This window comes from Tessaracoccus massiliensis (assembly GCF_000826065.2).
In the GTDB taxonomy this organism is placed as follows: Bacteria; Actinomycetota; Actinomycetes; order Propionibacteriales; family Propionibacteriaceae; genus Arachnia; species Arachnia massiliensis_A.
The window spans coordinates 549,694-562,867 of sequence record NZ_LN623543.1; the positions used below are offsets into that span (position 1 = coordinate 549,694).

The window sequence follows — 13,174 nt, forward strand, 5'->3', positions numbered from 1 at the left end:
GTCCCCATGGCACACGAGCGCGCCGGCCAGCCGGCTCAGGAATCAGATCTCATCAACGTCGACGACGTCCTCGCCGCGTACTACGACAAGACGCCGGACCCGTCGAACCCAGACCAGATGGTGGTCTTCGGCACCTCCGGGCACCGCGGCTCGTCCCTGGACACGGCGTTCAACGAGGCGCACATCGCCGCCACCACTCAGGCGATCGTCGAGTACCGCGCCGCCCAGGGCACCACCGGGCCGCTGTTCATCGGTAAGGACACGCACGCGCTGTCGCTGCCGGCGTGGAAGACCGCGCTCGAGGTGCTGCACGCCAACGGCGTCGAGGTGCTCGCCGAGCGCGAGGACGAGTACACGCCCACCCCGGCGGTCTCGCGCGCCATCATCCGCCACAACAATGGCAATGGCGCCAAGGCCGACGGCATCGTCGTGACCCCGTCGCATAACCCGCCCCGCGACGGCGGTTTCAAGTACAACCCGCCGACGGGGGGCCCGGCCGACACCGACGCCACCAAGGTGATCGCCGCCCGCGCCAACGAACTGCTCGCCGACATGGGTGCGGTCAAGCGCACCTCCTACGACAAGATCGCCTCGGACATCCAGCGCTACGACTACCGCTCCCCCTACTGCGCGGAGCTCGCCCAGGCCCTCAACTTCCCGGCCATCCAGTCCGCTGGCCTCACCCACGGCGCGGATCCCATGGGCGGCGCCGCCGTCCAGTACTGGGAGTACCTGGCCGAGCAGGGCCTCCCCATCGAGGTCGTCAACAACAAGGTCGATCCCACGTGGCGGTTCATGACGCTGGACACCGACGGCAAGATCCGCATGGACTGCTCCTCCCCCAACGCCATGGCCTCGCTGGTCAACCAGCGCGACAAGTTCTCCGTGGCCACCGGTAACGACGCGGACGCGGACCGGCACGGCATCGTCACCCCTGATGCCGGGCTGATGAACCCCAACGCCTACCTCGCCGTCGCTATCAACTACCTGTTCGCCAACCGCCCCGGCTGGAGCGCCGACGCGGGCATCGGCAAGACGCTGGTGTCCAGCTCGCTGATCGACAAGGTGGCCGCGAAGCTCGGCCGACGTCTCGTCGAGGTGCCGGTGGGCTTCAAGTGGTTCGTCCCCGGCCTGACCGACGGCTCGCTCGGCTTCGGCGGCGAGGAATCGGCCGGCGCGTCGTTCCTCACGCTCGACGGCACGACGTGGACCACGGACAAGGACGGCATCCTGTTGGCCCTCCTCGCCTCGGAGATCATCGCCGTGACCGGCAAGACCCCCAGCGAGCACTACGCGGAGCTGGAGGCCGAGTTCGGCACGTCCTACTACGCCCGTGTCGACGCGGACGCGAATCGCGACCAGAAGGCCCGCCTCAGCAAGCTGGGCCGCGCTGACGTGACCGTCGACGAGTTGGCGGGTGAACCGATCCGCGCGGTGTTGTCCAACGCGCCCGGCAACGACGCGCCCATCGGGGGCATCAAGGTCACCACCGACAATGCCTGGTTCGCCGCCCGCCCCTCTGGCACGGAGGACAAGTACAAGATCTACGCCGAGTCGCTCAAGAGCGAGGACCACCTCCGCGAGGTCCAGAAGGCCGCCAAGGAACTCGTCGACGCGGCGCTGGCCTAGACCCCCAACCCACCCCACCATTCCCGTATGGAAAACTAGGAGCCATGGACAACACCGATCTTTTCATCTGCATCGACCACGTCGGCCTCGCCGTCCCCGACCTCGACGAGGCCGTCAAGTTCCACACCGAGACCTTCGGCTGGCGCGAACTGCACCGCGAGGTCAACCAGGAGCAGGGCGTCGCCGAGGCCATGATGGGCACCGGCGCACAGGGCGAGGAGAACGCCAAGATCCAGCTGCTCGCGCCGCTGAACGAGAACTCCACCATCGCCAAGTTCATCGACCGCAACGGCCCCGGCATGCAGCAGCTCGCCTACCGCGTGGCGGATCTCGACCACGTCAGCGAGGTCCTCAAGGAGCGCGGCATGCGTCTGCTGTTCCCCGAGGCCAAGCGTGGCACCGGCGGCTCGCGCATCAACTTCGTGCACCCCAAGGATGCCCGCGGCGTCCTGCTCGAGCTGGTCGAACTCCCCAAGGAGCAGACGGCCCACTGAGCTGAGGGTTTCCACGAGGCCCGAACTGACGGATGAGGGGCGAGGCGGCATGTCCGCCCCGCCCCTCACGCGTCGCATCCCGTGATCTGACGCAACCAGCGACTAGGCTCGGACCGAGCACGACGGAAGGACTGCAACGGTGACTGATTCCCAGGACCTCGAGACCGAGGAGACCGGACTCAACCTGTTCGACGAGAGGGCTTCGGCCGCGGGAAGCTTCCCTAACGCGATGCTGGGCTACGACAAGCACTCCGTCGACAGCTACGTGCGCGAGTTGGAGAACCGCGTGGCGGAGCTGAGGGCCCATGTCCGCGAGCAGACGCGCGAGACGAAGTTCGTGCGCGAATCCGTCGGTGACACCGATTTCACGCGGCTCGGCGCCCATGCCACCGGCCTCCTCCGCGCTGCGGAGGCGCAGGCGGGAGACCTGATCGACCGCGCAGAGCACGAGGCGGAACGCATCAAGACCGAGGCGCGGCGCACGGCCGCGGCCCTGCGCGAATCAGCGCAGCAGGAGGCCGACGACGTGCGCCTCACCGGCCTGTCCAGCCTGCGCCAACTTCGGCAGGAGCAGGCCGAAGCAGGCAAGGCCACCCTCGAAACGGCGCGCCGCGACGGCGACCTCATCGTCGAGGACGCGCGCATCCAGAGCAGGACCGTCATCGACGGCGCCACCGCCCAGGCCGAGGGCATCCTCGAAGCCGCGCGGTCGGAGGCCACGAGCATCCTCAAGGAGGCGCAGCGTCAGGCCATCGAACTCAAGCAGGGTGCGGAACGCGCAGCCGCGGAGCTCAAGCTGGAGACGCAGCGCGCCGCGGAGAAGTCTGCGAAGGATCTGGCGGCCAACGCCAAGGCGGCAGACGAGGCCATCGCGGAGCGCATCACGCAGGCGGACAAGGACGCGGCGGAGGCCGCTGACCGGGCCGCGAAGGCCCGCCAGGAGGCGCAGGAGATCCGCGCCGAGGCCGTCAAGACCGCCGAAGAGATCAAGCTCACCGCCACCCGGCAGTGCGAGGAGACCCTCGAGGTCATGCGCAAGCGTGCCCGCGAGGCGGAGAACGACCTCGAGGAGAAGGTGGCCTGGCGCAAGGAGCAACTGGAACGGGAGATCGCCTCCCTGGAGGCCCGCCGCGTCAACGCGCTGGGGCAGCTCGAGAACCTCCGGGCGCTCGCCGAGGAATCCAGCCACCGGTATCCGGGTGAGTCCGCCGATGCCACGCAGGTCCTTCCCCGGGTCTCTGAGGACGAGACCACGATCATCCGCAAGAACGACTCCAGGTGACCGACACCGCGGGCGGCGCTCCAGATCCCGGGCCCGGGGACCCGCTGGAGCCGGCCACCACCCCGCAACCGGTGGGTCGTCGCCGCGCCCGCCTGCCGCGGGTGGTGGGCAGGCTCTTCGGCAGCACCGCCAGGGGCGCCCGCAAGATCCTGACCCCCATCCCGGAGCCGGTGGTCGAGCCGGTGCCCCCCACGTTCCACCTCACCGAGGAGAAGCAGTACTCCCCGTTCGCGGTGGGCTTCATGGGCGCCATCGGCGTGCTGGTGGCCCTGGCGCTCGCCCAGGCGGTGCTCACCGTCCAGAGCGTGCTCATCCTCGCGGTGCTGGCGCTGTTCCTGGCGTTGGGACTCAGCCCCGCCGTCGATTTCCTGACCAGGCGCCGTATGCCCCGCGGGTTCGCCGTGACGCTCGTGGCGCTGCTGCTGATGGGCGTCCTCGCCCTGGGTGTCACCGCTCTCGTCCCGATCATCACGGAACAGGCCACCAACCTCACCCGCCAGCTGCCCGGCATGCTGCAGACGCTGCTCAACCACCCCATCCTCGCAGAATGGGAGCAGCGCGACGAGGTGCTGCAACGGGCGCAGGAGTTCATCACCTCCGGATCGCTGATCGAAAGCCTCTTCGGCGGCATCATGGGCGCGGGCCGGTTGGTGGCGAACCTGGTGTTCTCCGTCATCGTGACCCTGGTGCTGACGATCTACTTCCTGGCGTCGCTGCCCGCCATCAAGGAGACGATCTACGCGCTGGCCCCCGCATCGCGCCGCCGTCGCGCCCGGTATCTGGCCGACGAGATCTTCGGCGGCGTCTCCGGCTACATCACCGGCATGTTCGTCATCGTCTCGATCGCCTCGGTGTGCGCGTTCATCTTCATGAACATCGCCGGCCTCAGCGACTACTCGCTGGCCCTGGCCTTCGTGGTGGCGATCTTCTGCTTCATCCCCCTGGTGGGTTCCAGCCTGGCGATGATCACGGTCGCGATCGTCGGCTTCGCTGTGGACCCCAAGATCGGCATCGCCACCATCATCTACTTCCTGATCTACCAGCAGCTCGACGCCTACGTCCTCTACCCCAACGTGATGAAGCGCACCGTGAAGGTGCCCGGCGCCCTCGTGGTGCTCTCAGCCATCATCGGCGGCATGCTGTTCGGCGTGATCGGCGCCGTGATCGCCATTCCCACCACCGCCGCCGTCCTGCTGCTGTACCGCGAGATCGTCCAGCCCGCCCTCGACGCCTCCTGACCACCTGGCTCCCCAGAGGTGGGCGTCAGCCGGTCCAGGGAAGCGCTGATCGTCGCGGTCCCCTGAGCCAGCCGCTCGCGGCCGGTCGAAGGGCCCCTAAGCCGGACTAGGGATACTGAGAAATCGCCCCACCCATCACCGCAGCGCACGCCCAGGCCCGACCAGCAAGCACGGGCCCCAGCCAGTCCCGCCGCGCAGCGCGGGAGCCGGGACTGCGGACGTGCCGGCGGCGATCCCGCGCCGCAGCAAGGGACGGAGACGAACGCACCCGAACACCCACAGCAGCGGACGCAACGATCCGGCACGTCCGCAGTCCCTGGACGCAGTCGGGCCCCGATGCGCGCGAGCTCAATTCCCGAGCCGCACCCGCCAAGAGGTCCTCCCGAGGCCACCCACGAAACTCGCGCGCTTCGGGGCCCGGCTGCGGCCGCTCCCAGCTGAACCGCAGCACGCTCCGGGCCCCGGCAGCGGCCGGACCCCAGCTGAACCGCAGCACGCTCCGGGGCTTGGATGAGCCAGTTCTCGGCGAACCGCAGTGCAAACCAGGCCGAGATCACCCCACAACGCATCCTGCGGGAGCCCTTCGTCGTTCGCAGAGCTCAGGCTCAGGGACCAGCTCCCCTACCCGGTGCTGGTAGGTTGGACTGGTGCGTTTGGTCATTGCGAGGTGTCAGGTTGATTACGTGGGCAGGCTCACCGCCCACCTCCCCCTCGCTACGCGCCTCATCCTCGTCAAGGCGGACGGCTCGGTCTCGGTGCACGCCGATGACAGGGCGTACAAGCCGCTCAACTGGATGAGCCCGCCGTGCACGTTGTCGGTGCGCGAGCCTGACCCTGAGGCGGCCGAGCGGCTGGGCATCACGGAGGTCTGGCAGGTGCGCGCCAAGGACGGCGACACGCTCCACATCTCGATCGCCGACGTGCTGCACGATTCGGCCCACGAGCTCGGTATCGACCCGGGCCTGCAGAAGGACGGCGTCGAGGAGAACCTCCAGGTGCTGTTGGCCGAGCACCCCACCACGCTCGGTGACGGCCTCAAGCTCGTGCAACGCGAGTACCTCACGCCCATCGGCCCGGTGGATCTCCTGTGCCGCGAGGACGCCGGCTACGTCGCCGTCGAGGTCAAGCGCCGCGGCGAGATCGACGGCGTCGAGCAGCTCACCCGTTATCTGGAGCTGATGAACCGCGATCCCCAACTTTCCCCCGTGCGGGGCATCTTCGCTGCCCAACAGATCAAGCCGCAGGCGCGCACGCTGGCCACGGACCGCGGCATCGAGTGCCGCCTGGTCGATTACGACGCGCTGCGGGGGCTCGACAACGCAGACGAGCGGCTGTTCTGATGGGCCGCCGCCGCTCCAAGCATCTCCGCGCCCCACGCCCGCTCCTCTCCGGGGGTTCGCAGCAGCGGGTGCGCAAGGGTGGCACGAGCTACATCGTGCGCGACGTTCCCGCGCACCGCGCGGAGAAGGAGTACCGCTGCCCGGGCTGCCAGCAGCGGGTCGCTCCCGGTACCGCGCACGTCGTGGCCTGGCCCGAGAACGCCGCCTACGGGCTGACCACGGGGCTGGATGCACGGCGGCACTGGCACACCTTCTGTTGGGGGCAGGCATGAGCACCGAACTGAACCACCTCGTCGTCGGCTCCGGGGAACACATAGTGGTTTTCCTGCACGGCCTCTTCGGGCAGGGCAAGAACTTCGGGTCCATCGCCACCGCGTTGAGCGACATCGCCACCTGCTACCTGGTGGACCTGCCCAACCACGGCCGCTCCCCCTGGACGGAGACGTTCTCCCTGGACAACCAGGCCGCCGAGGTGGCCGAGTGGCTCTACCAGACGTTCGACCACCCCGTCACGCTCATCGGCCACTCGCTGGGCGGCAAGATCGCCATGCGCGTCGCGCTCCAGGCGCCGGAGCTCATCGAGAAGCTGATGATCGTCGACATCTCACCTGCCAGGAACGTGGAGGCCGCCCAGTTCGTCAACCTGGTGGCGGCGCTGCGCACCTTGGACCTCGAGGAGATCCGCAGCCGCACCCAGGCAGACGACGAACTCGACGAGCTCATCCCGGACAAGACCGTGCGCCGGTTCCTGCTGCAGAACCTCCACCACAAGGGCGACGTGTGGTTCTGGCTGCCCAATCTGGACCTGCTGGCCGATTCACTCCACGACATCGGGGGGTGGCCGCCCATCGAGGGCGAGTTCGACGGCCCTGTGGTGTGGGTGGCCGGTGGGCGTTCCCCCTACATCCAGCCGGACCATGTCGAGCCGATGCGTCGGCTCTTCCCCCGGATGCGCCAGGTGACGCTGAAGAATGCGGCCCACTGGGTCCACGCCGACGAGCCGGAGGGTTTCATCCGCATCGTGCGTCTCCTCCTCAGCGATGACTGAGCCGGCCGCGGCCCCCACGGTCTCCGGGGCCGTGCCGTGGTTCGTCCGATGGCTGCCCGGCTACCTCTGGGCGATGGCCCTCCTGTCGCTGGTGATCACGCTGCTGCCCGAGGGGGTGGTCACCCATGTGCTCGTCGAAGTGACGTCCTGGGTCAACCCGTATCCCAGCATCGACCTGGCATCCACGCTGTCGCTGGCGATGATGGCCGGGGCGGCGCAAGCGCATCGCCATGATCCTGATGAGCCTCGCCTCAGCACTCCTGCTGCTCCTCTAGGCCGTCGGCCTGACCGATGTCGTGATCTATGAAGCCACGGCGGCTTCCATCGGCGCGGTGGCGCTGATGGTCCAGGGCCTCACCTACGGCTTCAGCGGCAACCATATGGGGCAGTTGTTCAGCTGGTGACGATCGCTGCGGCCACCGTCGGGCTGGCGCGCCGGCGGGGCTGGTTCCCCTGGGGCGCAGCCGCCGCCGTCGTCACCGTCCTCATCGTGGCCCTCATGCTGCTGACCGTCTGGTGGGATTCCGCAGTCGGTACCGGGCACCGGTCGTTCCAGTCCGCGCAGATCCTGTTGACGAGCGGCGCCATTGCTCTCCTCGCGCTCCTCCTGGATCCCCACCCTGCGCATGGGTGAGGTCGTCCTCATCTCAGGCTGCGGGGGCACCGCCGGGGCCTGACCCACGCCCCGGCCCGCGGTGCCCCACCGTCGCCCTCACCGCGGCCCCGCATCCGTCGCCCAGGCTCGGCAGGGTCCTGCAGGAGTGCTGGGGCACCCCATCCACTGGCGCGAGGTGTCGGGCACCGGTCACCTGATGATGCTCGATCGGCCCGACGCGGTTGGTCGGCGCCGTTCGCGCGGCCCTTGACGGCTGACGTCAGCCGAGCGAGACCGTGGTGATCTTGGCCTCGGCGATGGGCGAGGTCTGATCGCCCGCGTCCACGCCCTGCGCCGCGATCCCGCCCACCACATCGGTGCCGGCCTGATCCATCGTGCCGAAGATCGTGTAATCGGGATCCAGCGTCGAATCGGCGTAGACGAGGAAGAACTGGGAGCCGTTGGTGTCGGGCCCCGCGTTGGCCATCGCGACCGTGCCCGCAGGGTACGCCTCCTGGGGGCTCAGGTCCTCGATGGCCTCCAACTCGTCGGCGTAGCTGTAGCCGGGGCCGCCCATGCCGCTGGCGGACGGGTCGCCGCACTGCAGCACGAAGATGCCGTAATCGGTCAAGCGGTGGCACACCGTGTCGTCGTAGTACCCCTGCTCCGCCAGCGAGACGAAGGAGTTGACCGTGCACGGCGCCTTGGCGCGATCCATGGTTATCGTCACGTCGCCGGCCGTCAGGCCCAGCGTCACCGTCACCTCGCCCTGGGTCGGCACCCCCGCCGTGGGCGGGGCGTCCACGGCCTTGGCGGGCTCGCCGGCCGGCGGGTACTCACAGGTGGTGGTGTTCTCCGCCGTCACAGGCTCAGGGTTGGACTGGTTGGCGTCGCCACACGCGGACAGGGAGATCAGCGCCGCGGCGCTCAACAGGGCAAAGACTCGGATACGCACCCACCCACCTTGGCATAGATTGGGACCATGGTCACACTCTCGAAGATCTACACGCGCACCGGCGACGCCGGCTCCACCCGCCTGTCCGACAACTCCGAGGTCCGCAAGACGGACCGCCGTGTGGAGGCTTACGGTCACGTCGACGAGGCCAATTCCGCCGTCGGCCTTGCCGTCGCGCTCGGCGGCCTACCGGAGCGCGTGGTGGAGATGCTGGCGCTGGTACGCAACGAACTCTTCGACGTGGGCGCGGACATCTCCAATCCCCTCGATCCGGATCCCAAGTGGCCGCCGCTGCGGATCGAGCAGGCCTCCATCGACCGGCTTGAGGCCTACTGCGACGAACTCCAGGAGGAGCTGCCGGTGCTGCGGAGCTTCATCTTGCCCGGCGGTACCCCCGGCGGCGCACAGCTCCACGTGGCCCGCACCATCGCCCGCCGCGCCGAACGCGCCGCCTGGGCTTGCGCCGAGGAGCACGGCATGGACACCGATGGTGGAGTGAACTCCCTGGCGATCACCTACCTCAACCGTCTCTCGGACCTGCTGTTCATCATGAGCCGGGCCACCAACGGCACCGAGCACGAGGTCCTCTGGGTGCCAGGCACCGACCGCGAGAAGCCCACCCAGTAGGTCCCTGAGCATCGCGCCCCGCCCGACGCTTGTGCTGAGCATGTCCCAGCGCGAAGCGCCGGACAGGTGGAAGTAAAGGGCCCCCGCAGCCGATCTGTCACCTGTTCCACAGCGGGCAGGTTCCGCCGAGATCGGGGAAAGAAGGGCGCTCGCTCACTGGTCCTCCTCGTGGGCGACGTCGCCGTTGACGCGGGTCGGTTTGCGCTCGAACTCGCGCCCTTCATTCCCCGACCCCGGCTTTGCCCTGTCGGGTTGCCCGTCGTTGCGGCCGACACCGTTGGCGGCCTTGTTGCCGGAGCGTCCGGTGTCGGGGTGCGTTGCTGTCACGCGGCGTTGTCGGGCAACTAGGGACCTGGGTTCGGGTTGAGGCCGGAGAAGCACTTGCATACCCCCGACCCCGGCCACTCCTTCACGCTTGGGGCAGCGGGCTGGTCCTGACGCTGGTTGAGCCGGTCGCCCCCGAGGGACGAGGGGCGCGACCGTGTCGAAACCCCCGCAGCCGATCTGTCACCAGACCCACGAGGGCGGGCCAGAAGGATGCTGTCCGGCTTAGGTGAAGAGTTTGGTACCGACTACGGTACGAAACCCTTCAGTTAAGACCAGGACGGCTGATCAGCGGCCACGCTCAGGGGCCAGCTAGGCGGGGGTGTCGGCGCTGCTCGGGAAGTAGTGCGATCCGGGCGGGGCTGACTCCAGCCAGCTCATCAGCGCGAGCACCTGGTCGCGGTCCATCGACAGCGACGAGGTCGCGCCCGAGGCGCGGTCGCGCAGCGTGACGATCATGGAGTCCTCGAACAACGCGATCGCTTCGAGGCCGGCCGGCTGACGCTGATGCACGTACGTGGTGCCCACGCGGGGAAAGACCTTCTTCGGGCGCAGACTCAACGAGAAGGAGCGGAACCACTCCAGGTTCTCACCACGGAACCGCGCCATGCCCAGCACCCACCCCGAGCCGGGGGTGACCTCACTGATCCGGTACGCGCAATCGAAAAGGCCGCCCTGGCCGGTGAGCCAGCGGCGGCGGAGATAGAGGAGGATGAAGGGCAGCAGGACGAACGCGATCACGATCAGTGCCGTGACGATGATCTCCCACATCTATGCTCTTCCTCTCCCGCGGTCCCGGATATGCGCTCAGGGCAGCCCCCCGATGGAGGGCCGCCCTGAGCCGTTGGTTCTTCTAGTTACTGGCCGCGCGTTCGCCTGCGCGAACCTGGGCCTTCAACATCTTCAGACGATGGATCTCCGCATCGTCGGCATGCCCCTGCTGCGCCTTCTGGACCAGCGGAGCCAGTTCCTTCTGCGCCTCCTCGAGACTGACCTCCTTGCCCAGCTCAGCGAACTGGGCGAGCAGCGAGACGTGATCGTGCGCCACCGAGATGAACCCGCCGTCGACCATCAGCGATTCGCTGGTGCCCTCCGCGGTGACGATCTCGACCATCGACGGCTGCAGCACTGCGAGCAGCGGCTCATGTCCGGGCAGGATGCCGATGTCGCCCTCGACGGTGCGCGCGATGATGTTGACGGCGTCGCCGGACCAGACCACGCGGTCAGCCGAGACGACCTCGACGTGCAGCGGTGAGCGGTCCATGGATCAGCTTTCCTTCTGCATACGGTCCCAGTTGGCCATGACGTCATCCATGCCGCCGACGTTGAAGAACGCCTGCTCGGCGATGTGGTCGACGTCACCGTTGCAGATCATCTGGAACGACTCGATGGTGTCGGCCAGCGGCACCGTGGACCCCGGGATGTTGGTGAACTTCTCGGCCATGTAGGTGTTCTGCGACAGGAACTGCTGGATGCGACGCGCGCGGTTGACGATGATCTTGTCCTCTTCGGACAGCTCGTCGATACCGAGGATGGCGATGATGTCCTGCAGTTCCTTGTTGCGCTGCAGGATCTGCTTGACGCGCACCGCGGTGTCGTAGTGCTCCTGGCCGATGTACTGCGGGTCGAGGATGCGCGAGCTCGAAGCCAGCGGATCCACGGCCGGGTACAGACCGCGCGAGGCGATCTCACGGGAGAGCTCGGTGGTGGCGTCGAGGTGCGCGAACGTCGTGGCCGGGGCCGGGTCCGTGTAGTCATCAGCGGGCACGTAGATGGCCTGCATCGACGTGATGGAGTGACCCTTCGTCGAGGTGATGCGCTCCTGGAGCTGACCCATCTCGTCGGCCAGGTTCGGCTGGTAACCCACGGCCGAGGGCATGCGGCCCAGCAGCGTGGAGACCTCGGAACCGGCCTGCGTGAAGCGGAAGATGTTGTCGATGAACAGCAGCACGTCCTGGTTCTGCACATCGCGGAAGTACTCCGCCATGGTCAGCGCCGACAGGGCGACGCGGAGACGGGTGCCCGGAGGCTCATCCATCTGGCCGAACACCAGCGCGGTGTCCTTGAGGACGCCGGCCTCCTCCATCTCGTTGATGAGGTCGTTGCCCTCACGGGTGCGCTCACCCACGCCGGCGAACACTGAGGTGCCACCGAAGTTGTGGGCGATGCGGTAGATCATCTCCTGGATGAGCACCGTCTTGCCGACGCCTGCACCACCGAAGAGGCCGATCTTGCCGCCCTTCACGTACGGGGTGAGCAGGTCGAGCACCTTAATGCCCGTCTCGAGCATCTCCGTGCGGGACTCGAGAGCGTCGAACGCTGGGGCCGGACGGTGGATGGGCCAACGCTCGGTGATCTCGATCGACGAGGGGTCGACGTTGAGGACGTCACCGGTCACGTTCCACACGTGGCCCTTGGTGATGTCCCCCACGGGGACGGTGATCGGGGCACCGGTATCGGTGACCTCCGCGCCGCGACGCATACCGTCGGTGGGCTTCAGCGCGATGGCTCGCACCACGTTGTCGCCCACGTGCAGGGCCGTCTCCATCGTCATGGTGCGCGTCTCGCCCATGACCGTGGTCTCGACGGTCAGCGCGTTGCCGATCTCCGGGATCTGGTCAGCCGCGAACTCGACGTCCACGACGGGGCCGATGACGCGTGCAACGCGGCCGACACCACCGGTGGTGGCCGGCTGCGTCTCGCTCACAGTGGCAGTCATTTGTTACCTCATTCGTTTCCGGCTGATTCGGCCAGCGCAGAGGCGCCGCCGACGATTTCAGTGATTTCCTGTGTGATGCCCGCCTGGCGAGCCTGGTTCTCCGCGCGGGTGAGCTTCTCGATGAGATCCTGCGCGTTGTCGGTGGCCGACTTCATGGCGCTCTGACGGCTGGCCAACTCGGAGGCGGCCGACTGCAGCAGAGCAGTATGTACGCGGTTGGCGACGAACATCGGCAGCAGCGTGTCGAGCACCGTCGTCGCGTCGGGCTCGAAGGCATAGAACGGGTTCAGCTCGCCGTCGTCGTCATCGTCATCTTCAGCATCCTCCACCACGAGCGGCAGCAGCCGCACCGCGATGGCGTTCTGCGTCATCATCGAGACGAATCGCGTGCCGACGATGTGGAGTTCGTCGACGCCACCCTCCTCGTAGGGCATCAGGAAGCGCTCCAACAGAACGTCGGAGATCTCCTTGGCGTGCGCGTAGGTGGGGCGATCGGAGAATCCGGTCCACGACTGCTCGATGTGGCGGTTGCGGAAATCGAAGTACGCCACACCCTTGTTGCCGGTGATGTACTGGATGTTCTCCTGGCCCTGCTGCGTGATCCTCGCGTGCAGCTGCTCGGCCGCCTTGATGGCGTTGGCCGAGTAGGCACCCGCGAGGCCGCGGTCTGAGGTGATCAGCAACATCGCCGAGCGGCGGGGCTTGTCCACGGCGCGCAGCAGCGGGTGATCGATGTCGTGCGCGCTGGCCAGTGCGGAGACCGCCTTGGTCAGTTCGCGCGTGTACGGGGCCGCGGAGCGCGCCGCCTGCTGCGCCTTGACGACGCGGCTGGCGGCGATCAGCTCCATGGCTCGGGTGATCTTCTTGGTCGTCGAGACAGACCGACGACGCTGGCGAAGCTCACGCAGACTCGATGCCATCGT

Annotated in this window: 16 protein-coding genes; 10 read left to right on the forward strand and 6 right to left on the reverse strand. The window is 67.8% G+C overall.

The genetic code is table 11. The features are described from left to right. The first annotated feature begins 6 nt into the window (after window positions 1-6). The 9 genes from pgm (at window position 7) to BN1186_RS13140 (ending at window position 7,665) form a co-directional block, all read left to right on the forward strand. Window positions 7-1,629 (forward strand): phosphoglucomutase (alpha-D-glucose-1,6-bisphosphate-dependent), encoded by a 1,623-nt coding sequence (pgm, locus tag BN1186_RS13100; protein ID WP_040284446.1) that lies wholly within the window; start codon window positions 7-9, stop codon window positions 1,627-1,629. A 44-nt stretch (window positions 1,630-1,673) separates the two neighbouring features. After that, window positions 1,674-2,123: a methylmalonyl-CoA epimerase gene (gene mce / locus BN1186_RS13105; protein WP_040284447.1), complete on the forward strand. Its 450-nt coding sequence runs from the start codon at window positions 1,674-1,676 to the stop codon at window positions 2,121-2,123. Between the two features lie 139 nt (window positions 2,124-2,262). Beyond that, window positions 2,263-3,405, forward strand: a complete 1,143-nt coding sequence (locus tag BN1186_RS13110; protein ID WP_052460161.1) for a DivIVA domain-containing protein — start codon at window positions 2,263-2,265, stop codon at window positions 3,403-3,405. After that, a complete protein-coding gene (locus tag BN1186_RS13115) occupies window positions 3,402-4,643 on the forward strand; it encodes an AI-2E family transporter (RefSeq protein WP_052460162.1) in 1,242 nt (413 codons plus the stop codon). The genes BN1186_RS13110 and BN1186_RS13115 overlap by 4 nt, the downstream gene beginning before the upstream one ends. Before the next feature lie 647 nt (window positions 4,644-5,290). Further along, window positions 5,291-5,983 (forward strand): endonuclease NucS, encoded by a 693-nt coding sequence (nucS, locus tag BN1186_RS13120; RefSeq protein WP_040284448.1) that lies wholly within the window; start codon window positions 5,291-5,293, stop codon window positions 5,981-5,983. Further along, the gene (locus tag BN1186_RS13125) at window positions 5,983-6,255 is read left to right on the forward strand and encodes a hypothetical protein (protein ID WP_040284449.1); all 273 of its coding nucleotides are present in this window, start codon (window positions 5,983-5,985) and stop codon (window positions 6,253-6,255) included. The genes nucS and BN1186_RS13125 overlap by 1 nt, the downstream gene beginning before the upstream one ends. Beyond that, complete coding sequence (locus tag BN1186_RS13130) at window positions 6,252-7,031, forward strand: alpha/beta fold hydrolase (RefSeq protein WP_040284450.1); 780 nt, start codon at window positions 6,252-6,254, stop codon at window positions 7,029-7,031. Before BN1186_RS13125 ends, BN1186_RS13130 begins: the two co-directional genes overlap by 4 nt. Then, entirely contained in the window at window positions 7,024-7,338 is a 315-nt protein-coding gene (locus tag BN1186_RS13135; protein ID WP_139651107.1) for a hypothetical protein, read from the forward strand. Before BN1186_RS13130 ends, BN1186_RS13135 begins: the two co-directional genes overlap by 8 nt. 93 nt (window positions 7,339-7,431) lie before the next feature. After that, window positions 7,432-7,665 carry a hypothetical protein gene (locus BN1186_RS13140; RefSeq protein ID WP_040284451.1) on the forward strand — a complete coding sequence of 78 codons (234 nt, stop codon included), beginning with the start codon at window positions 7,432-7,434 and terminating at the stop codon, window positions 7,663-7,665. A gap of 241 nt (window positions 7,666-7,906) precedes the next feature. Here the strand turns inward: BN1186_RS13140 and BN1186_RS13145 are convergent, their stop codons facing one another. Next, window positions 7,907-8,581, reverse strand: a complete 675-nt coding sequence (locus tag BN1186_RS13145; RefSeq protein ID WP_040284452.1) for a peptidylprolyl isomerase — start codon at window positions 8,579-8,581, stop codon at window positions 7,907-7,909. A gap of 27 nt (window positions 8,582-8,608) precedes the next feature. On the opposite strand from BN1186_RS13145, the gene BN1186_RS13150 reads away from it, so the two are divergent. After that, on the forward strand, window positions 8,609-9,208 hold the full coding sequence (locus BN1186_RS13150) for a cob(I)yrinic acid a,c-diamide adenosyltransferase (protein WP_040284453.1): 600 nt from the start codon (window positions 8,609-8,611) through the stop codon (window positions 9,206-9,208). Window positions 9,209-9,361: 153 nt separating this feature from the next. Here the strand turns inward: BN1186_RS13150 and BN1186_RS15625 are convergent, their stop codons facing one another. From BN1186_RS15625 to BN1186_RS13170, 5 genes are all read right to left on the reverse strand, one after another. Next, window positions 9,362-9,535 (reverse strand): hypothetical protein, encoded by a 174-nt coding sequence (locus BN1186_RS15625; protein WP_180349083.1) that lies wholly within the window; start codon window positions 9,533-9,535, stop codon window positions 9,362-9,364. A 309-nt stretch (window positions 9,536-9,844) separates the two neighbouring features. Then, window positions 9,845-10,303, reverse strand: a complete 459-nt coding sequence (locus BN1186_RS13155; protein WP_052460163.1) for a DUF2550 domain-containing protein — start codon at window positions 10,301-10,303, stop codon at window positions 9,845-9,847. A gap of 82 nt (window positions 10,304-10,385) precedes the next feature. Then, window positions 10,386-10,796 carry a F0F1 ATP synthase subunit epsilon gene (locus BN1186_RS13160; protein WP_040284454.1) on the reverse strand — a complete coding sequence of 137 codons (411 nt, stop codon included), beginning with the start codon at window positions 10,794-10,796 and terminating at the stop codon, window positions 10,386-10,388. A 3-nt stretch (window positions 10,797-10,799) separates the two neighbouring features. After that, a complete protein-coding gene (gene atpD / locus BN1186_RS13165; RefSeq protein WP_040284455.1) occupies window positions 10,800-12,251 on the reverse strand; it encodes a F0F1 ATP synthase subunit beta in 1,452 nt (483 codons plus the stop codon). Window positions 12,252-12,259: 8 nt separating this feature from the next. Then, complete coding sequence (locus BN1186_RS13170) at window positions 12,260-13,171, reverse strand: F0F1 ATP synthase subunit gamma (protein ID WP_040284456.1); 912 nt, start codon at window positions 13,169-13,171, stop codon at window positions 12,260-12,262. Between the last annotated feature and the right edge of the window lie 3 nt (window positions 13,172-13,174).